This window comes from Ensifer sp. NM-2 (assembly GCF_003024455.1).
Taxonomy (GTDB): Bacteria; Pseudomonadota; Alphaproteobacteria; order Rhizobiales; family Rhizobiaceae; genus Ensifer; species Ensifer canadensis.
The window spans coordinates 135,059-155,090 of sequence record NZ_PVZR01000008.1; the positions used below are offsets into that span (position 1 = coordinate 135,059).

19 protein-coding genes, 1 pseudogene and 1 riboswitch are annotated in these 20,032 nt (G+C 60.5%); of the genes and pseudogenes, 14 read left to right on the top strand and 6 right to left on the bottom strand.

Annotated elements, in window-relative coordinates; translation table 11 throughout:
- Positions 1 to 16: 16 nt before the first annotated feature.
- The gene (locus C6558_RS17770) at positions 17 to 490 is read left to right on the top strand and encodes an Lrp/AsnC family transcriptional regulator (RefSeq protein WP_051509158.1); all 474 of its coding nucleotides are present in this window, start codon (positions 17 to 19) and stop codon (positions 488 to 490) included.
- 54 nt (positions 491 to 544) lie between these two features.
- On the opposite strand, the gene rpsI is transcribed toward C6558_RS17770, so the two are convergent.
- The 3 genes from rpsI to C6558_RS17785 all read right to left on the bottom strand — a co-directional run bounded on the left by rpsI (position 545) and on the right by C6558_RS17785 (position 2,133).
- On the bottom strand, positions 545 to 1,012 hold the full coding sequence (rpsI, locus tag C6558_RS17775) for a 30S ribosomal protein S9 (protein WP_025426556.1): 468 nt from the start codon (positions 1,010 to 1,012) through the stop codon (positions 545 to 547).
- A complete protein-coding gene (gene rplM / locus C6558_RS17780; protein WP_025426557.1) occupies positions 1,012 to 1,476 on the bottom strand; it encodes a 50S ribosomal protein L13 in 465 nt (154 codons plus the stop codon). Before rplM ends, rpsI begins: the two co-directional genes overlap by 1 nt.
- A 225-nt stretch (positions 1,477 to 1,701) precedes the next feature.
- On the bottom strand, positions 1,702 to 2,133 hold the full coding sequence (locus tag C6558_RS17785; RefSeq protein ID WP_025426558.1) for a PaaI family thioesterase: 432 nt from the start codon (positions 2,131 to 2,133) through the stop codon (positions 1,702 to 1,704).
- 172 nt (positions 2,134 to 2,305) lie between these two features.
- Here C6558_RS17785 and C6558_RS17790 point away from each other — a divergent pair, with 172 nt between their 5' ends.
- Positions 2,306 to 3,127 carry an enoyl-CoA hydratase gene (locus C6558_RS17790; protein ID WP_025426559.1) on the top strand — a complete coding sequence of 274 codons (822 nt, stop codon included), beginning with the start codon at positions 2,306 to 2,308 and terminating at the stop codon, positions 3,125 to 3,127.
- 19 nt (positions 3,128 to 3,146) lie between these two features.
- Here C6558_RS17790 and C6558_RS17795 read toward each other — a convergent pair whose 3' ends face one another.
- On the bottom strand, positions 3,147 to 3,983 hold the full coding sequence (locus tag C6558_RS17795) for an EamA family transporter (RefSeq protein ID WP_025426560.1): 837 nt from the start codon (positions 3,981 to 3,983) through the stop codon (positions 3,147 to 3,149).
- A 198-nt stretch (positions 3,984 to 4,181) separates the two neighbouring features.
- Between C6558_RS17795 and C6558_RS17800 the strand changes: the two genes are divergently transcribed.
- The 3 genes from C6558_RS17800 to C6558_RS17810 all read left to right on the top strand — a co-directional run bounded on the left by C6558_RS17800 (position 4,182) and on the right by C6558_RS17810 (position 6,507).
- Entirely contained in the window at positions 4,182 to 4,610 is a 429-nt protein-coding gene (locus C6558_RS17800; protein ID WP_025426561.1) for a CoA-binding protein, read from the top strand.
- Between the two features lie 212 nt (positions 4,611 to 4,822).
- The gene (locus C6558_RS17805) at positions 4,823 to 6,106 is read left to right on the top strand and encodes an O-acetylhomoserine aminocarboxypropyltransferase (protein ID WP_025426562.1); all 1,284 of its coding nucleotides are present in this window, start codon (positions 4,823 to 4,825) and stop codon (positions 6,104 to 6,106) included.
- Between the two features lie 56 nt (positions 6,107 to 6,162).
- Positions 6,163 to 6,507 (top strand): cupin domain-containing protein, encoded by a 345-nt coding sequence (locus C6558_RS17810; protein WP_025426563.1) that lies wholly within the window; start codon positions 6,163 to 6,165, stop codon positions 6,505 to 6,507.
- A gap of 8 nt (positions 6,508 to 6,515) precedes the next feature.
- Here the strand turns inward: C6558_RS17810 and C6558_RS17815 are convergent, their stop codons facing one another.
- Positions 6,516 to 7,004 (bottom strand): MarR family winged helix-turn-helix transcriptional regulator, encoded by a 489-nt coding sequence (locus C6558_RS17815; RefSeq protein WP_025426564.1) that lies wholly within the window; start codon positions 7,002 to 7,004, stop codon positions 6,516 to 6,518.
- Positions 7,005 to 7,132: 128 nt separating this feature from the next.
- Between C6558_RS17815 and C6558_RS17820 the strand changes: the two genes are divergently transcribed.
- Positions 7,133 to 7,951: an SDR family oxidoreductase gene (locus C6558_RS17820; protein ID WP_025426565.1), complete on the top strand. Its 819-nt coding sequence runs from the start codon at positions 7,133 to 7,135 to the stop codon at positions 7,949 to 7,951.
- Between the two features lie 94 nt (positions 7,952 to 8,045).
- Here the strand turns inward: C6558_RS17820 and C6558_RS17825 are convergent, their stop codons facing one another.
- The gene (locus C6558_RS17825) at positions 8,046 to 9,293 is read right to left on the bottom strand and encodes a cytochrome P450 (RefSeq protein ID WP_025426566.1); all 1,248 of its coding nucleotides are present in this window, start codon (positions 9,291 to 9,293) and stop codon (positions 8,046 to 8,048) included.
- Positions 9,294 to 9,550: 257 nt separating this feature from the next.
- Between C6558_RS17825 and C6558_RS17830 the strand changes: the two are divergent.
- From C6558_RS17830 to C6558_RS17865, 8 genes and pseudogenes are all read left to right on the top strand, one after another.
- Positions 9,551 to 10,121: pseudogene (locus C6558_RS17830) on the top strand (VOC family protein).
- 236 nt (positions 10,122 to 10,357) lie between these two features.
- Positions 10,358 to 11,215 carry an endonuclease/exonuclease/phosphatase family protein gene (locus C6558_RS17835; protein WP_025426567.1) on the top strand — a complete coding sequence of 286 codons (858 nt, stop codon included), beginning with the start codon at positions 10,358 to 10,360 and terminating at the stop codon, positions 11,213 to 11,215.
- A gap of 22 nt (positions 11,216 to 11,237) precedes the next feature.
- Complete coding sequence (locus tag C6558_RS17840) at positions 11,238 to 12,797, top strand: phospholipase D family protein (RefSeq protein WP_025426568.1); 1,560 nt, start codon at positions 11,238 to 11,240, stop codon at positions 12,795 to 12,797.
- Between the two features lie 291 nt (positions 12,798 to 13,088).
- Entirely contained in the window at positions 13,089 to 13,721 is a 633-nt protein-coding gene (gene clpP / locus C6558_RS17845; RefSeq protein ID WP_025426569.1) for an ATP-dependent Clp endopeptidase proteolytic subunit ClpP, read from the top strand.
- Positions 13,722 to 14,015: 294 nt separating this feature from the next.
- Positions 14,016 to 15,293, top strand: a complete 1,278-nt coding sequence (gene clpX, locus C6558_RS17850) for an ATP-dependent Clp protease ATP-binding subunit ClpX (RefSeq protein ID WP_025426570.1) — start codon at positions 14,016 to 14,018, stop codon at positions 15,291 to 15,293.
- Between the two features lie 378 nt (positions 15,294 to 15,671).
- Complete coding sequence (gene lon, locus C6558_RS17855) at positions 15,672 to 18,092, top strand: endopeptidase La (protein WP_025426571.1); 2,421 nt, start codon at positions 15,672 to 15,674, stop codon at positions 18,090 to 18,092.
- A 222-nt stretch (positions 18,093 to 18,314) separates the two neighbouring features.
- Positions 18,315 to 18,590 (top strand): DNA-binding protein HupB, encoded by a 276-nt coding sequence (hupB, locus tag C6558_RS17860; RefSeq protein ID WP_025426572.1) that lies wholly within the window; start codon positions 18,315 to 18,317, stop codon positions 18,588 to 18,590.
- 122 nt (positions 18,591 to 18,712) lie between these two features.
- Positions 18,713 to 18,965, top strand: a riboswitch (FMN riboswitch).
- A gap of 77 nt (positions 18,966 to 19,042) precedes the next feature.
- Complete coding sequence (locus C6558_RS17865) at positions 19,043 to 19,951, top strand: DMT family transporter (RefSeq protein ID WP_371412277.1); 909 nt, start codon at positions 19,043 to 19,045, stop codon at positions 19,949 to 19,951.
- The last annotated feature ends 81 nt before the right edge of the window (positions 19,952 to 20,032 follow it).

The window sequence follows — 20,032 nt, forward strand, 5'->3', positions numbered from 1 at the left end:
GGGAGGAAATTTCAAAATGTCGTCGGATTTGAAGGAAACTTCCCAGCCATTGCGCAAGCTGCTGAGGCTGATTCAGGCCGACAGCGGCCAGTCGCTGTCGGAGCTCGCGGAAAGCGCGGGCATGTCGCAAAGCTCCGCCTGGCGCCGGCTGCAGGAACTGGAGGCCGACGGCGTGATCCGCAAGCGGGTGGCGCTGCTCGATCCGTCGAAACTGGATCTGAAACTCTGCATCATCGCCCATGTGACGCTGGAGGATCATCATGACGAGGCCATCGCCTCTTTCTCGGCGGTTGTCCGCGATCGGCCGGAGATTATGGAGTGCTATGCGCTGTCGGGAACCTTCGACTACATGCTGAAGATCCGCGCGAACGACGTCGACAGCTATGACGCCTTCATGACGCGCTATCTCATGCGCAATCCGCATGTGCGCACGGTGGTTTCAAGCTTCGTGCTGCGCGAGTTGAAGTCGACGACCGAGCTGCCGATCTGAAACAAAAAAAGGCCGGGCGAACCCGGCCTTCCAAAATGCAGTGTCTTCCAGCGATTAACGCTTGGAGAACTGGAACGAACGGCGGGCCTTGGCCTTACCGTACTTCTTACGTTCGACGACACGGCTGTCGCGGGTCAGGAAGCCGCCCTTCTTCAGGACCGGACGCAGGCCCGGTTCGAAGTAGGTGAGCGCCTTGGAGATGCCGTGACGAACGGCACCGGCCTGGCCGGAGAGACCGCCACCGGCGACCGTCGCGTCGATGTCGAACTGGCCATCACGGGCAGCTGCGACGATCGGCTGCTGCAGGATCATCTGCAGAACCGGACGAGCGAAGTAGTCGAGGTACGGCTTGCCGTTGACGGTGATCTTGCCCGAGCCGGGCTTGACCCATACGCGGGCGACAGCGTTCTTACGCTTGCCGGTCGCGTAGGAGCGGCCCTGTGCATCGACCTTCTTGACGTGAACCGGAGCTGCCGGTTCCGCAGTCGTGGCGATTTCCTTGAGAGCGGAAAGGTCGGCCATTAGGCGCTCCTTGTGTTCTTGCTGTTCAGCTTGGCGACGTCGAGGACGGCCGGCTGCTGTGCTTCATGCGGATGGTTCGTGCCTGCGTAAACGCGCAGGTTCTTCATCTGGCGACGGCCGAGCGGGCCGCGGGGAACCATGCGCTCGACGGCCTTCTCGATGACGCGCTCCGGGAAGCGGCCTTCGATGATCTGGCGCGCGGTGCGCTCCTTGATGCCGCCGGGGTAGCCGGTGTGCCAGTAGTACTTCTTGTCGGTGTACTTCTTGCCCGTAAGCACGGCCTTCTCGGCGTTGATCACGATGACGTTGTCGCCATCGTCAACATGCGGCGTGAAGGTGGCTTTGTGCTTGCCGCGCAGGCGGTTCGCGATGATGGAAGCGAGGCGACCGACAACGAGGCCTTCGGCATCGATGATGATCCACTTCTTCTCCACCTCTGCAGGCTTCTGAACGAAGGTTGCCATAACAAAACTCTTTCTCTGGACCCGAACGGCGAACCGCTGGGCGTTTCTTGTTGCTTGGTTTTGACTGAAACTCAGCCAAAAGAAGAAAGCGGCCCGAGAGGGACCGCGATCTGAGGGTGCTTATACCCAAGCCCTAAACCGGCGTCAACAACGTGAATTTTGCAAGGTCGAAATAAAGTATTGCGAAAACAACGACTTAGCAATGTGGTGCATTGATACCTCAATTTACTGAGGCGGAATCGAATAGGTCGCTGTCGCATGCGCCACGAGATCGTCGCTGCTGACCATTGCGATAGCGGCGTCAAGAACGGCCAATCGCTTACCGAGCTTGAGGATGCGGCAGGTGCATTCGAGCGGCCGCGGCTCCGGCTTGCGCAGGAAATTGATGTTGAGATTGGTGGTGACGGCAAGCGCCACAGGTCCGATATGGGCGATCAGCGCGATATAAGCCGAAACGTCCGCAAGCGCGAAAAGTGTCGGGCCCGATACGGTGCCGCCCGGCCGGATATGACGCTCGTTCGGATCGAGTCGCATCGTCGCAAATCCGGGGCCGGCCTCGGTGACATGGAACACTTTGCCGTCCGTGTGGACCTGAGGAAAGTCCGTGTCGAGAAACCGGTTCAGCTCCTCGACCGTCATGATGGGCTGGATCTTCATCGGCAGGTATTCCTTTGCGCTAACATCGACACTTAGTGAAGCCGACATGCGTTTTTGCGCAAGGCGGAAAAAGGTCTAAGTCGCGACAGCTACCACTGACTTGAAAGGTTGCAGGAGGCGGCGTACCACGGATGCCCATTTACGGGGATAGACAGGACAGCAGGAGAAAAGCATGGCGGACGTTGTTTCATTTCGGAAGGAAGAGCCGAGTGCATTGCTGGTGCGCGAGCTTTCGGGACCGGTGCTTCGGCTGACGCTCAACAACCCGCCAGCCAATGTGCTTTCGATCGAGCTGATGGAGGCGTTGCATACGGCGCTCGATGCCGTTGCCCATTCCAAGGACATCAGAGTTGTCGTGCTGGCGGCATCCGGCAAGCTGTTCTCCGCGGGCCACGACCTCAAGGAAATGACGGCACATCGGGCCGATGCCGACGGGGGCAGGGCCTTCTTCGAAACGACGATCCGCCTTGCTGCAGATTTGATGATCAAGATCACGCGGCTGCCCCAGGCGGTCATCGCCGAGTTCGACGGCCTGGCGACGGCAGCCGGTTGCCAGCTTGTTGCCAGCTGTGATCTGGCGATCTGCACCGACAGCTCCACCTTCTGCACGCCGGGCGTCAATATCGGCCTGTTCTGCTCGACGCCGATGGTGGCGCTGTCGCGGGCAGCACATCGCAAGCAGGCGATGGAAATGCTTCTGACAGGCGAGACCATCGATGCATCGACCGCCAAGGATTTCGGCCTGGTCAATCGCATCGTGCCCCAGCAATATCTTCGCCAGGTCGTCGACAAATATGCAGCCGTCATTGCTTCGAAATCGCCGCAGGCGCTGAAGATCGGCAAGGAAGCGTTCTATCGCCAGGCGGAAATGAGCCTTCCCGAGGCTTACGATTATGCGGTCGGCGTCATGGTCGAAAATATGCTGGCAGGCGACGCCGAGAACGGCATCGGCGCCTTCCTCGGCAAGCGGATGCCGGAGTGGGATAGGGAATAATTGGGATTGGGAATAGCGGTCAGGCCAGTTTCAGGAGCAGGGCGCCAAGCGCGATTACGCAGGCGGCGGCGATGCGCCAGATGCTGACGCGCTCCTTCAGAAACACCACGGAGATAACGACAGCGAACAGGATCGCGGTCTCGCGCAGCGCTGCGACGGTCGCGACCGGCGCCTTCGTCATCGCCCACAGTGCCAGGCCGTAGGCGCCAATGGAGCCGGCGCCGCCGATGAGGCCGCGCCACCAGTTCTTGTAGACGTGGCGGGCGACCGGCTTGATGCCCCGCCGGGCAAAGGCCCAGGTAAACAGCAACACCGGCGGAAGCAGCGCCATCCACAAAGTGTAGGAGATCGCGTTGCCCGACACCCGCGCGCCGATGCCGTCGACAAAGGTATAGCATGCAATCACGCAGGCATTGAGTAGCGCCAGGATGATCGCGTGTTTGCCGCCTTTTCGCGATTCGAAGGCGAGCGTCAGCACGCCGACGCTGATGGTCAACACACCCGCCATGGCGCCGGTTGTCAGCTGCTCGCCGATGATGACGCTGCTGGTGGAGGCGACGATCAGTGGCGCGACGCCGCGCATCAGGGGATAGACTAGCCCGATATCGCCGGCACGGTAGGAGGCAGCGACCAGCTGGAAATAGGCAAACTGGAAAAGCGCCGAAACCAGGATGAACGGCCAGGCTTCCGGCTGCGGCAATGGCAGGAACGGCAGGAAAGGAATGGCCACGACTGCCGCGCCGAGTGCGATCATTGCCGCATCGAGCGATTTCTCCGAGCCCGCCTTGACCAGCGCATTCCAGGTCGCGTGCAACAGCGCCCCGAAGAGGACGAGCGCAATGACATCAAGGGGCAAGGTGAAACCTCAGTGGAGAATGGGGCAGGCCGTTGCCAGCGTTGTCGCGCCACTGTACGGGAAAAGCAACCGGAAATTGGCGGGAGGATGCCTGTGCGGCGCTACAGCCGTTCCGCCGCCGCCATCGGGCGCTCGATTGACACCCGCCGCCACCGTGCGAACTATACACGCGTATAACAGATGAGTTCGGATCAGAACATGAACCACGACGCCTACCCGGATTATTACCTCGCCGACATCCTGCGTTCGACAAAGACGATCGCCCTCGTCGGTGCATCGCCGAACGCCGAGCGGCCGAGCCATCGGGTCATGGCCTTCCTGTTGCGCAAGGGCTATCGCGTCATCCCCATCAATCCGGGTCATGTCGGCAAGACGATCCTCGATCAGCCCGTCGTCGGCAGGCTCACCGACGTCAAGGAGCCGATCGACATGGTCGACGTCTTTCGCGCGGCCCATGCACTGCCGGCGCTCGTCGACGAGATCCTGGCGCTCGAGACCTTGCCGAAGGCGATCTGGGGCCAACTGTCGGTGAGGCACGACGCCGCTGCTGCCAAGGCGGAGGCCGCCGGTATCAAGGTCGTCATGGATCGCTGTCCGGCGATGGAGTATCCGCGTCTGATCGGCTGACACGGCATCGGCCACAGCGATGTTTCGTGCAACCGTCAGTTTTGAAAAAATCTTTCTTTGACCACGCGTGGCGGCTCTGGGATAGTGCCGCCGCTCCAGCGCATGAAGCCGAAATCGAAGCTGTTCTTCGACGCGCACGATGCCTGGAATCAAAGGGATAGGGTGCGTTTGGCGCCTCCATGGGAGGTGCGGCGCGGTCATGGGAGGGACGAATGACGAAAGACAATCCTGGTTTCAGCACGCTCGCAATCCACGCCGGAGCGCAACCAGATCCGACGACGGGCGCCCGGGCGACGCCGATCTACCAGACGACCAGCTTCGTCTTCAACGACACCGACCATGCGGCAGCACTCTTCGGCCTCCAGCAGTTCGGCAATATCTACACCCGCATCATGAACCCGACGCAGGCGGTGCTGGAAGAGCGCCTCGCCGCATTGGAAGGCGGCACTGCGGCGCTGGCGGTTGCTTCCGGGCATGCGGCCCAGCTTCTCGTATTCCACACGATCATGAGCCCGGGTGACAATTTCGTCGCCGCCAACCGTCTTTACGGTGGCTCGGTCAATCAGTTCGGCCATGCCTTCAAGTCCTTCGATTGGCAGGTTCGTTGGGCGGATCCGGGCGATCCTTCGAGCTTTGAGGCGAAGATCGATGCGCGCACCAAGGCGATCTTCATCGAAAGTCTCGCCAATCCGGGTGGTACCTTCGTCGATATCGCCGCGATTGCCGAGGTCGCACACAAGCATGGCCTGCCGCTGATCGTCGACAACACGATGGCGACACCCTACCTGCTGCGTCCGCTGGAGCACGGTGCGGATATCGTCGTGCATTCGCTCACCAAGTTCATCGGCGGTCATGGTAATTCGATGGGCGGCGTCATCGTCGATGGCGGCACCTTCGACTGGTCGAAGTCCGGCAAGTACCCAATGCTGTCGGAGCCGCGCCCGGAATATGCAGGCGTCGTGCTGCATCAGGCCTTTGGCAATTTCGCCTTTGCGATTGCTGCTCGCGTTCTCGGGCTTCGCGACTTCGGGCCGGCGATTTCGCCGTTCAACGCCTTCATGATCCTGACTGGCGTCGAGACGCTGCCGCTGCGCATGCAGCGCCATTGCGACAATGCGCTCGCCGTTGCCAAGTGGCTGAAGGGCCACGACAAGGTGTCCTGGGTCAACTATGCCGGGCTTGAGGACGATCCGAACAATGCGCTGCAAAAGCGCTATGCACCGAAGGGTGCCGGCGCCGTCTTCACCTTCGGTCTCAAGGACGGCTACGAGGCAGGAAAGCGCTTCGTCGAGGGGCTCGAGATGTTCTCTCACCTTGCCAATATCGGTGATACCCGTTCGCTCGTCATTCACCCGGCCTCGACCACCCATCGTCAGCTGACCCCGGAGCAGCTGGTTGCGGCGGGGGCAGGTCCCGATGTCGTGCGCCTGTCTGTCGGTATCGAAGACGTTTCCGACATCATCGCCGATCTCGAGCAGTCGCTCGCAAAGATCTGATATTGATATGAAAAAGAGGGGACGGACCTTCCGTCCCCTTATGGAGTTGGTGCGTGATGGTGAAGATGCAGAAATTCGACTTGGCGGCGATCGAGCCCGAAGTCGGCGGGCCTGCGGCCGATCGGCTGATTTCCGGCACGCCTCGGTTCCGCACCTGGAACGTCGAGGAGGCCGATGGCGGGATTTATGCCGGCGTCTGGGAATCCACGCCCGGAAAGTGGCGCATCGCCTATGACGAATGGGAGTACTTCCATATCCTGTCGGGCTACTCGGTCGTCACCGACGACGGCGGCGCAGTGGTGCACCTGCGCGCCGGCGACAGCATGATCCTCCAGCCCGGTTTCAAGGGAACGTGGGAGGTCATCGAGACGACCCGCAAGGATTACGTCATCCGCCTCTGATCGACCCGTTATCCCTTTGCGCCCGGCTCGGTACCGTCCGATGCCCGGGTGAACGCTTCGGCAAACGAGGCTTCCGAGATTCCGTTCAGCGCCCGCCGCAAGGCTTCGGCCTCCTGTTTACCGAGAGCATTGTCGAAGCGCGCCTGCGCCTTGCGCCAGAGATCCGTCGTCTCCCGCTGCTTCTTGGCGCCGAAGGGCGTCAGCTGAACGCGCTTCACTCGCCGGTCCGACGCGTCGGGCACAAGCTCGACATAGCCGTCGCGGATGAGTGGCTTCAGCGTGTGACCAAGCGCCGACAGGTCCATCACCAACAGATCCGCGAGCGTGCGCAGCGACGCATTCTTGCTATGGGCGATCTGGCTCAGCAGCGAATACTGCGTGCCGCGCAATCCGCTTGGTGCGAGCACATCCTCATAGAGCTGTCCTAACTGTCGCGAGGCGCGCTTCAGCGCACTGTTGGTGCAGAAGTCCCAGATTCCCTTCGGCGTGTCGTCCATCGTTTCCTCCGTCGGGAGCTGCGGCGCCCATTTTCGACTTTGGTAGCGCCACTCTTGCGCAGCGTCCAGTTTGCTGTATATTTAGTGGCATATACCACTAGATTGAAATCCGAACAAGGAAACCGACAATGCGTGCAGTGGAGAAAAGGGGTAAGGCGCTGGTGACGGGCGCGTCGTCGGGCATCGGCGCGACCTATGCGGACCGCTTGGCGCAACGCGGCCATGACCTGGTTCTGGTGGCACGCGATAAAAAGCGTCTCTCCGATCTTGCCGCCAAGCTGTCGGCGCAATACGGTGTGACGGTCGACGTGCTCAAGGCGGACTTGACGCTACGGGATGACGTAAGGCTGGTCGAGAAGCGCCTGCGCGAAGACGAGGCAATCGAACTCCTTGTCAACAACGCGGGGATCGGTCCGAAGGGACCGCTGCTCACTGATGACCTGGACTATCTCGAAGCCATGATCGAGCTGAACGTCGTCGCCGTGAACCGGTTGGCGATTGCCGCCGCCCAGACATTCGCGATGCGCGGCAAGGGAGCGATCATCAACATCGCCTCCGTCGTCGCGCTGGTGCCCGAGCGGTTCAACGGCACATACAATGCCTCCAAGGCGTTTGTGCTTAACCTGACGCAATCGATCAACGTGGAAGCGGCAGACAAGGGCGTCAGGGTTCAGGCGGTGCTGCCCGGGCTGACCCGCACCGAGATCTTTGACCGGGCCGGCGGCTCGATCGACCGGCTCGACCCTTCGATGGTGATGGACGTCACCGATCTCGTCGACGCGGCACTTGCCGGTTTCGACCAGGGAGAACTGGTCACCATTCCATCGTTGCCCGACGCTGCCGACTGGCACGCCTTCACAAAGGCGCGCATGGTGCTGTCGCCCAATCTTTCGCATGACAGGCCGGCGGCGCGCTACGGTGTCGAACAGACGGCCGCCGCCGTCTAAACCCCAACGCATTCGCCTCTGCAATTGGGATCAAACGGCTTCGGCGGTTGCGTCGAAGCCGTTTGCTTTGCGCAGACCGGGCAGGGGTGTCCCTTCACCAAACGAGATCGAGCCGCTCCAGGCCATGGAAATGGAAACTGTCCTTCACTTCCGGCGGGTGTTTCAGCCGCATCCCGGGCAAGCGCTGGAACAGGATCGGCAGCGACAGCTTGAGTTCGAGCCGGGCGAGCGGCGCTCCGATGCAGAAGTGCAGGCCCGCACCGAACGAGACGTTGACGCCCTCGTCGCGCGCAGGCTTGAAGCGGTCAGGGTCGCTGAACTTCCGCGGATCGACATTGGCGGCACCAAGAAGCAGGCCGATCTTGTCGCCCTTGCGAAGCGCAATCCCTTCGTCGAGTTCGATATCCGACAGCGCATAGCGTTGAAAGATATGCAGCGGTGCGGCAAATCGGAGGCACTCCTCGATCGCAAGATCGGTCGTCGCCTCCGTTGCGAACAGATCTCCCGGCGCGTGGTCCGACTGCAGGATCGTTCTGACCGCGTTGCCGATCTGATGGACGGTCGCCTCGTGGCCGGCGTTGAGAAGCAGGGCGGCCGTCGAAACCAGCTCTGCCTCGGACAATCGCTCTCCATCTTTCTCCGACGTGATCATATGTGTCAGCAGATCGTCGGCCGGCTTGCGGCGCTTCTCGGCGATGATGGTCTTGAGGTAGTCGGCGAAGTCGGCGGAGGCCTGGTTGGCGTCGAACTCGGTCTCGTGGCTCCGATTGAAGACGTACATTCTCACCATGCGATGCGACCAATCGAGCAGGTTTGGCGCGGCGTCGACGGGAATGCCGAGCATCCTGGCGATGATCGTGACCGGGATCGTTTCGGCATAGGTCTTCAGTAGCTCGACTTCGCCGTCCTGCTCGAAACCGTCGATGATCGTATGCGAAAGCCGTTCGATGTCCGGCCGCAACTGTTCGATCTGCCGGGAGACGAAGGCGCGGTTGACGAGGGTGCGAAGCCTGGTGTGGGTCGGCGGTTCGAGCTCCAGTAGCGAATGCTCCTCAAGTGCGTCGAAATCCTTCAGATGCGGCTTCGGTGCCGGCATGCCGAGTTCTTCGCGTGTCGCCACGTGTAGGATCTGCCGGCCAAAACGCCGGTCGCGTAGCAACGCGTTCACCTGGTCGTAGCCCGCGAAATACCATTGTTCGCGCTCGCTCCAGTAAAATGCCGGGCAATGGGCGTGAATTTCCGCGTAAGCCGACAGTGGCGCACGGTAGAAATCCGGGTCGTGCACGTCGATCGAAACGCTTCGCTTGGCGCTGTCGATGATGATGGCGGGCTTGGGCGGCATGATCTGGCTCTTTGCAAGGCGGGTGCGACAGCTATTTCTAAGGGCGACCGGGTTCGCCCCGCAAGAGTACAAGTTGCAGAGCCCTGACCGATCGACAGCGCGACTGAGTGGTTGTCGCAACGGGTCATCGGCTTGCGGTATCAGCGCGTTGACAAGATAGCTCACCGCGAGTCAATGTTCTGACGCTGCGTAGGGCGCATCGGTGCAAGGTCGAAAGGGCAACGCCCACCTACGGTAGATAGACCTTAGTTGCGCCCATGCCGAACCTCGAAAACCTCAAGAAGCAGGCCCGACCTGGATGATCGGGAAATATTGAAGGCAGACTTCAAGCTCGCCGACGCCCAGGAACTGGTCGCACGCCAGATGGGTTTTGACGGCTGGCAGGCGCTCAAATCAGGAGCCCTGACAATGACCATGCAAGCAAAACAAGCAGCACCGCGCCCTGTTCTGCAATCGACTTCGGCACAATTGTTCGTCGCCGATATCAAGGCGTCTTGCGACTTCGTCACCGACAAACTCGGTTTTGCCGTCGACTTCGTCTACGGCGATCCACCCTTCTATGGCCAGGTGAAACGCGACAATGCGCTGCTCGCATTGCGCCTGGTCTGCGAGCCTGTCTTCGTCGGCGACATCAGAGAGCGGGAGCATCTGCTTTCCGCCTCCTTGACCGTCGCCACATCGGATGAGCTCAAGCGCCTGTTCCTCGACTATCAGGCCGCCGGCGTGCGTTTTCACCAAACATTGCGGACCGAGCCTTGGGGTGCGCGGAACTTCATCGTCCTTGATCCCGACGGCAATCTGATCCTCTTTGCCGGTCCGGCGGATTGAAGGTCGCGTTTGCGCAACGGCGGGTGGCCCGGCGGCCGGCCGTCATTCTCCAGCCCTCAAAAATGCGGGAAACAGTCTACCTGTGCCTTGAGGTCTGAGCGGCGCCGATGACTGTGGAGCAGTTCGAAAAAGCGCCACTGCCGCCATTTCGAACGGAACAAGTTTTGGTCTGGAGCCTTTTTCAGTGGCGTCCGGCGACCTATTTGCGCATGATGCGGCAGCAAGCAGGGAGCGGCATGGCAAAAAACCAGACCAGTCTATCGGCGGGCATCGTAGCGGCAATCCGCAAGCGGCGACCCACCGTCGTCAGCCGTGAGGCGGCGGTCAACCGCGGTGATATCGTCATCGCTTCCTACAACATCCACAAATGTGTCGGCACCGATGGCCGCTTTGATCCGGGCCGCACGGCCCAAGTGATCGGCGAACTCGGCGCCGATATCGTCGCCCTTCAGGAAGCCGACCAGCGGTTCGGTGAGCGGGCAGGGCTCCTCGATCTGGAACATCTGCGGCGCGAAGCGCATCTCGTATCCGTTCCGATCTCGGGCTTCTCCACCAAGGGGCATGGCTGGCACGGCAATGTGCTGCTTCTGCGTGAAGGTGCGGTTTCCGACGTACAGCAACTGAAACTTCCGGGTGTCGAGCCGCGCGGAGCGCTCGTTGTCGATCTTGACCTCAGGATGGGGCCGCTGCGCGTGATCGCCGCCCATCTCGGATTGCTTCGTCATTCCCGCGCGCAACAGGCCGAGGCGATCATCGAGGCGGCCTCCGATGCGGGCGGGCGACCCACGCTTTTGATCGGCGACCTCAACGAGTGGCGCATGGGCAAACGGTCGTCGCTGTCCTTCCTTAGCCCCGTCTTCGACCCCTCGCATGCGACCGTCGCGAGCTTTCCCTCTCGCTTTCCGCTGTTGCCGCTCGATCGCGTTCTCGGCAACCCGCACAGCCTGGTGACATCGGTCGCAGTGCACGATTCTCCTCTGGCCCGCATCGCTTCCGATCATTTGCCGGTCAAGGCATCGATCGATCTGAAGGTCGGCAAGCGGGAAGACCATAACAACGAACGGATTGAAGTGAGCCGGGCCGGATCGGCCTGAGACACTTTCTGGCGGGCAGGTGATGTTGTCCTTTGTCATTGTTGCCGTTGTCGCCATCGGCGGCGCGTTCGGTGCGGCGATTTTCTATGTCTATGGCCGCTTCGGTCGGCGTCCCCATGGAGACCCGTCTGCTGCACTCCCTGTCGCTGACGCCGATACCGAACTCGATCGGGCCATAGGCCCGCTGCTTCGCACCCGTTCCGGAAAGAACGGCATATCGCTGGTCTCTGACAACATCGAAGCTTTCGTCGTCAGGGCGCATGCGGCTCGCAGGGCCGGCCGCGGCCTCGACCTGCAATACTACTACTGGAAGGATGACTTGACCGGTCTCTTGCTCACGCGTGAAATCCTGACGGCTGCCGACCGCGGCGTCCACGTCCGCCTGCTGCTCGATGATATCAACGCCGGCATCCACGACCGGATGTGCATCGCGCTTGATGCCCACGAGAACATTGAGGTCCGGCTCTTCAATCCAAGCCGTGCCCGCACCGATCGTATCCGCCGGGGTTTCGAGATGGCCATCCGCGCTTTCAGCGCCACACGCCGCATGCACAACAAGCTGTGGGTTTCCGATGCGCGCCTGGCCATCGCCGGCGGGCGCAATATCGGCGATGCCTATTTCGACGCGGCCGAGCTTTCAAACTTTCGTGACCTCGATCTCTGGATGATCGGGCCGGTGGTCGATCAGGCAACGGCAATGTTCGATCGCTATTGGAACAGCACGTCCGTGCTGCCGATCGCCAAACTGCGCACCCCCCGCAAGCAATATCTGCCGGCGCTGAGGGAGGCGCTCGATGCCCATGCGCGCACGCCTGCCGCCCGTTTCTATCTGGAGCGCGTGACTGACGCGATGGCCGAAGAGACGTTCTATAGCGGCTCGAGAAGGCTGTACTGGATCGACAACGTTCGCCTTGAGGCCGACCCGCCCGAGAAGGCGCTGATGCAAAAGCGGCAGAACTGGCTGCTGCGCGAACTCTTCCCGCTGATCCAGGCGGCAAAGAACGATCTGCGCATCATTTCGCCCTATTTCATTCCCGGCACGGCCGGGACGCGCGAACTGACGGCGCTTGTGAAAAAGGGCATCCGCGTCGCGGTGCTGACAAATTCACTGGCTGCGACCGACGTCGCGGCCGTTCATGGTGGCTATGTGAAGTACCGTCGAAACCTCGTTCGCGCCGGTGTCGAGCTTTTCGAACTGAAAGAGCAGGGCGATACGGTCGAGAGTCATCGTATGTCGCTGTTTGGCCGGCGCAATGCGAGCCTGCACAGCAAGGCCTTTGTGGTCGATGGTCTGAACGGCTTCGTCGGTTCGATGAATTTCGACCCGCGGTCGGCATCGCTGAACACCGAAATGGGCGTTGTGTTTGTGGATGCAGCACTTGCCGGCGAACTCGCCACGATGTTTGAGGACGAGACGGCCCCGTCCGTCAGTTATCGGCTAAGCCTTGAAGGTGCGCGGCTCGTCTGGCGTGACCGAACCAACGGGACCGAGCGGCGGCTGCGGCGCGAGCCCGACGCCAGCCTGCTGAGGCGCGTTATCGCCGGGATCATCCGTATCCTGCCGATCGAATCGCAGCTTTGAGGTCCGCCGTGGCGCGCGCGCCGTTTACCGTCCGTTTACCCAGCGGTGGCGAATGCTGTGCGGAAAGCGCAAAAGCCAGGGCGTTGGCAAAGGCGGCGGCGAAAAAATGTTCTATCAGCAATCACGTGTGGAGGACCGCTGTTCTTAGGCTGGAAGGGCGCCGCCGATTAAGGTTATCGGAGGTTGGCGACTTGAAGTGAAGGGTGTTGACACTCTATGTAGGGGCAGAAGGCTAATCCTGTGATTCCCGGTTCGCAAAGGCATTGCGGGCCCGATTGATGAAGGTTCGATATGAGAAATCCAGTTGATACCGCCATGGCGCTGGTGCCGATGGTTGTGGAGCAGACCAACCGCGGCGAACGTTCCTACGATATCTTTTCGCGCCTTCTGAAAGAGCGCATCATCTTCCTGACCGGTCCGGTCGAAGATCAGATGGCAACGCTCGTCTGCGCCCAGCTTCTTTTCCTCGAGGCAGAAAACCCGAAGAAGGAAATCGCTCTCTACATCAATTCGCCGGGTGGCGTCGTTACCGCCGGTATGGCGATCTACGACACCATGCAGTTTATCAAGCCGGCGGTTTCGACGCTGTGCATCGGTCAGGCCGCCTCGATGGGTTCGCTCCTGCTGGCTGCCGGCCACAAGGACATGCGTTTCGCCACCCCGAACTCGCGCATCATGGTGCATCAGCCGTCCGGTGGCTTCCAGGGCCAGGCCTCTGATATCGAGCGTCACGCCAAGGACATCCTCAAGATGAAGCGGCGCCTGAACGAGGTTTACGTCAAGCATTGCGGCCGGACCTACGAAGAGGTTGAACAGACGCTCGATCGCGACCATTTCATGAGTTCCGACGAAGCGCTCGACTGGGGTCTGATCGACAAGGTCATCACGTCGCGCGAAGCGATCGAGGCTGCAGAGCAGGCGTGATAACGCGCTTTTGTGTCACGATAGATGCAATTGTGACACAATTGTAATGGTGAAAGGGCTTTATCGAGGGGGTAAAGCCGCTAAGATGACCCCTTAATGTTCTATTGAGCTGTGAAGACATAGGGTTCAGAGTTAGGTGGGAGAGTCGTTGCGGCCGAATCTTGGGCAAAATGCCCTGATACGGTGAGTACTCCCGGAAGCCCTCTTAATGCGGCGCAGGTCTTTGCGCGGGGCGAATTGAGTGGTCCGTGATATCTTTTCCGAAGATGTCCGGCGTGCTGGAAGGAAATGGAAATGAGCAAGGTCAGCGGTAGCAACGGCGGTGACTCGAAGAATACGCTTTATTGTTCGTTTTGCGGCAAGAGCCAGCACGAAGTCCGCAAACTGATTGCCGGACCGACGGTCTTCATCTGCGATGAATGCGTCGAGCTCTGCATGGACATCATTCGCGAAGAGAACAAGACCTCGATGGTCAAGTCCCGCGATGGCGTTCCGACCCCCCAGGAAATCATCAAGGTCCTCGACGAGTACGTCATCGGCCAGCAGCAGGCGAAGCGCATTCTTTCGGTCGCCGTGCACAACCACTACAAGCGTCTGGCCCATGCGGCCAAGGGCAGCGATGTGGAGCTGGCGAAGTCGAACATCATGCTCGTCGGCCCGACCGGTTGCGGCAAGACCTATCTCGCACAGACGCTTGCACGCATCATCGACGTGCCCTTCACGATGGCCGATGCGACGACGCTGACGGAAGCCGGCTATGTCGGTGAAGACGTCGAAAACATCATCCTGAAGCTGCTGCAGGCTGCCGACTACAATGTCGAGCGCGCCCAGCGCGGCATCGTCTACATTGACGAAGTCGACAAGATCTCGCGCAAATCCGACAACCCGTCGATCACCCGTGACGTTTCCGGTGAGGGCGTGCAGCAGGCGCTCTTGAAGATCATGGAAGGCACTGTTGCTTCGGTGCCGCCTCAGGGTGGCCGCAAGCATCCTCAGCAGGAATTCCTGCAGGTGGATACCACCAATATCCTGTTCATCTGCGGCGGCGCCTTCGCCGGCCTCGATAAGATCATCTCCGCCCGTGGCGAGAAGACGTCGATCGGTTTCGGCGCGACGGTTCGCTCGCCGGAAGATCGCCGCGTCGGCGAAGTTCTGCGCGAACTCGAGCCGGAAGATCTGGTTAAGTTCGGCCTGATCCCGGAATTCATCGGCCGTCTGCCGGTTCTGGCAACGCTCGAAGACCTCGATGAGGACGCGCTGATCCAGATCCTGTCCGAGCCGAAGAACGCTCTGATCAAGCAGTACCAGCGGCTGTTCGAGATGGAGGACGTCGAACTGACCTTCCACGAGGACGCGCTGCGCGAGATCGCCCGTCGCGCCATCGTGCGCAAGACCGGCGCCCGTGGCCTGCGCTCGATCATGGAAAAGATCCTGCTCGACACGATGTTCGAGCTGCCGACGCTCGAAGGCGTTCGCGAAGTCGTGATCTCCGACGAGGTGGTGAAGGGTGCGGCGCGGCCGCTCTACATCTATTCCGAGCGCTCGGAAGAGAAGGCGAACGTTTCGGCCTGATCGCAGGCCCACAGATCGGACCTGAAAAAGCCCGCCTCGTGCGGGCTTTTTCATGGCCTTGCACTTAGTTGTTGAGATGGCTTGCGCGGGGGACGATTTAACAATTCGGTTGTTGCTAAAGTGTCTTAACAACGCAATGATGTGACGATTCAGTAGAGGGCCTCGGCCGTTGCATATCCTTGAAGCCTCGTTTTCCGTCGCAAGGTACGCAACAGCAATAAAGCGTAGTCAGAAGGACCCGGCCACTGATGGTGGATGTTGCGGCGAGCCTTGAAAAGGACTCTCTAGCACTCCACTTTCATGTGGAAAATATGACAACCGGGAGTGCCGCTGTGGCTCCCGGGAACGGGCCCGAAATCGGGACGGAAAGGAAATGACATGACGAGCAAAACGTCTCCGGCGACTGAAAGCGCGACCTATCCGGTCTTGCCGCTTCGCGACATTGTAGTCTTCCCGCACATGATCGTGCCGCTCTTTGTCGGCCGTGAAAAGTCCATCCGTGCGCTTGAAGAAGTCATGGGGACCGACAAGCAGATCATGCTTGCCACCCAGATCAACGCGACGGACGACGATCCGGAAGCCTCGGCGATCTACCAGGTGGGCACGATTGCCAATGTCCTGCAGCTCCTGAAGCTGCCCGACGGCACCGTCAAGGTGCTGGTCGAAGGGCGCACGCGCGCCAAGATCGACAGCTACACGCCGCGCGAAGAATTCTACGAAGCGTCCGCACAGGCGCTCGACGAGCCGGAAGAAGATCCGGTCGAGATCGAGGCGCTCAGCCGCTCGGTCGTCTCCGAATTCGAAAGCTACGTGAAACTCAACAAGAAGATTTCTCCGGAAGTCGTCGGCGTCGCGAGCCAGATCGAAGATTATTCGAAGCTTGCCGACACCGTCGCATCGCATCTATCGATCAAGATCGTCGAAAAGCAGGAAATGCTGGAAACCACCAGCGTGAAGATGCGCCTGGAAAAGGCGCTCGGCTTCATGGAAGGTGAGATCTCCGTCCTGCAGGTGGAAAAGCGTATCCGTTCGCGCGTCAAGCGCCAGATGGAGAAGACCCAACGCGAGTACTACCTCAACGAACAGATGAAGGCGATCCAGAAGGAACTCGGCGACGGTGAAGACGGCCGCGACGAGATGGCCGAAATCGAAGAGCGCATCGCCAAGACCAAGCTTTCCAAGGAAGCGCGCGAAAAGGCCGACGCCGAGCTGAAGAAGCTGCGCCAGATGAGCCCGATGTCGGCGGAAGCAACCGTCGTGCGCAACTATCTGGATTGGCTGCTTGGCATGCCGTGGGGCAAGAAGTCCAAGATCAAGACCGATCTGAACCATGCCGAGGAAGTGCTCAACGTCGATCACTTCGGCCTCGACAAGGTCAAGGAGCGCATCGTCGAATATCTCGCCGTCCAGGCCCGTTCGACGAAGATCAAAGGCCCGATCCTGTGCCTCGTCGGCCCTCCGGGCGTCGGCAAGACTTCGCTTGCCAAGTCGATCGCCAAGGCGACCGGCCGCGAATACGTGCGCATGGCGCTGGGTGGCGTTCGTGACGAAGCCGAAATCCGCGGTCACCGCCGCACCTACATTGGCTCGATGCCCGGCAAGGTCGTCCAGTCGATGAAGAAGGCGAAGAAGTCCAACCCGCTCTTCCTGTTCGACGAGATCGACAAGATGGGCCAGGACTTCCGTGGCGACCCGTCCTCGGCTCTGCTGGAGGTGCTGGATCCAGAACAGAACTCGACCTTCATGGATCACTACCTTGAAGTCGAATACGATCTGTCCAACGTGATGTTCATCACCACGGCGAACACGCTGAACATTCCGGCGCCGCTGATGGACCGCATGGAAGTGATCCGTATTGCCGGCTACACCGAAGAGGAAAAGCTGGAAATCGCCAAGCGGCACCTGCTGCCGAAGGCGATCCGCGATCACGCGCTGCAGCCGAAAGAGTTTTCGGTCACCGACGGTGCGCTGATGGCGATCATCCAGACCTACACACGCGAAGCCGGCGTTCGTAACTTCGAGCGCGAACTGATGAAGCTCGCCCGCAAGGCGGTAACCGAGATCATCAAGGGCAAGGCCAAGGCAGTGGCAGTCACTGCCGGCAACATCCAGGACTACCTTGGCGTACCGCGTTATCGTCACGGCGAAGCCGAACGCGACGATCAGGTCGGTGTGGTCACAGGTCTTGCCTGGACCGAGGTCGGCGGCGAACTGCTGACGATCGAAGGCGTCATGATGCCCGGCAAGGGCCGCATGACCGTCACCGGCAACCTGCGCGACGTGATGAAGGAATCGATTTCGGCGGCGGCATCCTATGTCCGCTCGCGGGCGATCGACTTCGGCATTGAGCCGCCGCTGTTCGACAAGCGCGACATCCACGTGCACTTGCCGGAAGGCGCGACGCCCAAGGATGGCCCGTCGGCCGGTGTTGCCATGGCAACAGCGATCGTCTCTGTCATGACCGGTATTCCGATCTCCAAGGACGTGGCGATGACGGGTGAGATCACCCTTCGCGGCCGCGTGCTGCCGATCGGAGGACTGAAGGAAAAACTGCTGGCGGCCGTTCGCGGCGGCATCAAGAAGGTGCTGATCCCCGAGGAAAACGCCAAGGATCTCGCCGAGATCCCGGACAACGTGAAGAACGTGCTGGAGATCATCCCCGTTTCGCGGATGGGTGAAGTGCTCGAGCACGCTCTGGTCCGCGTCCCGGAGCCGATCGAATGGGACCCGGCAAATGAGCCGGCAACCGTCGCCGCGGTTGATTCGCAGGACGAAGCGGGCGCTTCCATCGCCCACTGATTGACAGGACCGGGCGGGTGCAATTGTGTTCCCGTCAGGCCCATTTGGCAGAAAAACAAGGAAGACCGGCCTCTGGCCGGTCTTTTTTGTTGTAAAAGCATGCTGCAAGCCTTGCATTCCAAGGGATTAGGCGCAATTGGGAATGGCAAGACGCGGGCGATGCGCAAGCCGCCGCGGCTTAAAAACACAGTCGTTTCGAACCATTTTGAAAGGGGTGGAAACATGAACAAAAATGAGCTCGTGTCTGCCGTTGCTGAGAAGGCCGGACTTTCCAAGACCGACGCATCTTCCGCAGTTGATGCAGTTTTCGAGACCATCCAGGCTGAACTTAAGGACGGTGGCGACATTCGCCTCGTCGGTTTCGGCAACTTCTCCGTTTCGCGTCGCGAAGCCTCCAAGGGCCGCAACCCGTCCACGGGCGCTGAAGTTGACATCCCGGCACGCAACGTTCCGAAGTTCACGGCCGGCAAGGGCCTGAAGGATGCCGTTAACGGCTGATAGGTTTGCTTGACGGCCGGATACGAGGCCGGCCGTCCAAGTCTTGAAGGGTTCGGTTCACGCCGGACCCTTTTGCGTTTCGGCTGCCCTTGCAGCAGCGCGGTCTTTGGTCTACGGCTCAGCCCTGTTCTCAGGGTGGGGTGAAACTCCCCACCGGCGGTAAGGGCTCAGCGCCGCGCGTCAAATATGACGCGCAACGGACGCTGTGACACTTGAAAGCTGCTGCATAATTTTCTCCTTAAATCGGATTGGATTTAAGGAATTATGCAGCAGGCCCAAGCCCGCGAGCACTTCAGGCGCTGTCGTGTCGGAAGGTTAGCAGATCCGGTGCGATTCCGGAGCCGACGGTCACAGTCCGGATGAAAGAGAATGATCGTGGGTGCGACGGGCGGGCGGTCCGTCGTCGCATCCTGCGCTCATGTGTCCTGATTTGTGTAGGTCCCTGTTTGCGGATGAAGGACATGAGCGAGACGACCCAAGCACTTTTCACCTCCCGTGCCATGGCCGGTGCGGCCTGGATGATACTGGCCGGCGTCGCCTTTGCTCTCCTGAATGTCGTCACGCAATGGATGACGATGCAACTCGGCTTTTCCGCCACCTCGACTGCCTTCTGGCAATATGCATTTGCACTCGTCTTCTCCCTGCCGTTCCTGTTTCGCGCCGGCCTGTCGGCCATGCGCACCGATTACCCCTGGCGTCACGTCATTCGCGTTGCCTTTGCGGCGCTCGGCGTAGGGGCCTGGGTTTCGGGCCTGGCTTCTGTTCCGATCTGGCAGGCGATCGCGCTGGTGATGACATCGCCATTTTTCATCATTCTTGGTGCGCGGCTCTTCCTGGGCGAACGCGTTGGTCCGGCACGCTGGGCAGCGGCGGCAGTCGGCTTTGCCGGCGCCACGATCATCCTGCAGCCCTGGTCGGAAAGCTTCACCTGGGCAGCGCTGCTGCCGGTTTTCTCGGCGCTGCTCTGGGGGGCGGCGTCGCTGATCACCAAGAGCCTGACAGGCATCGAGCGCCCTGAGACGATAACGGTCTGGTTGCTCGTGCTTCTGACGCCGATCAATGGTGTGCTGGCGCTGTCGGCAGGGTTTGTCGTGCCGAGTGGAACTATCCTTGCGCTATTGGTGCTGGCGGGGCTTTTGACCGTGGTGGCACAGTATCTGTTGACGCTTGCCTATACCGTCGCAGACGCAGCGTATGTGCAGCCTTTCGACGATCTCAAGCTACCGCTCAACGTTCTCGCCGGCTGGCTCGTCTTCGGTTATGCGCCGAGCGGCTATCTGTGGCTGGGGGCGGTCCTGATCCTCGGCGCCTCGCTTTTCATCATGCGCAACGAGATGAAACGCGAGCGCGCGACCGCGTAAGACAACGCTGCACAACAAAGGCGCGAGACTGTCATGCGCCTGTCATCGCCATCCCGCAGAACCCCCTTGTTTTGAATATTC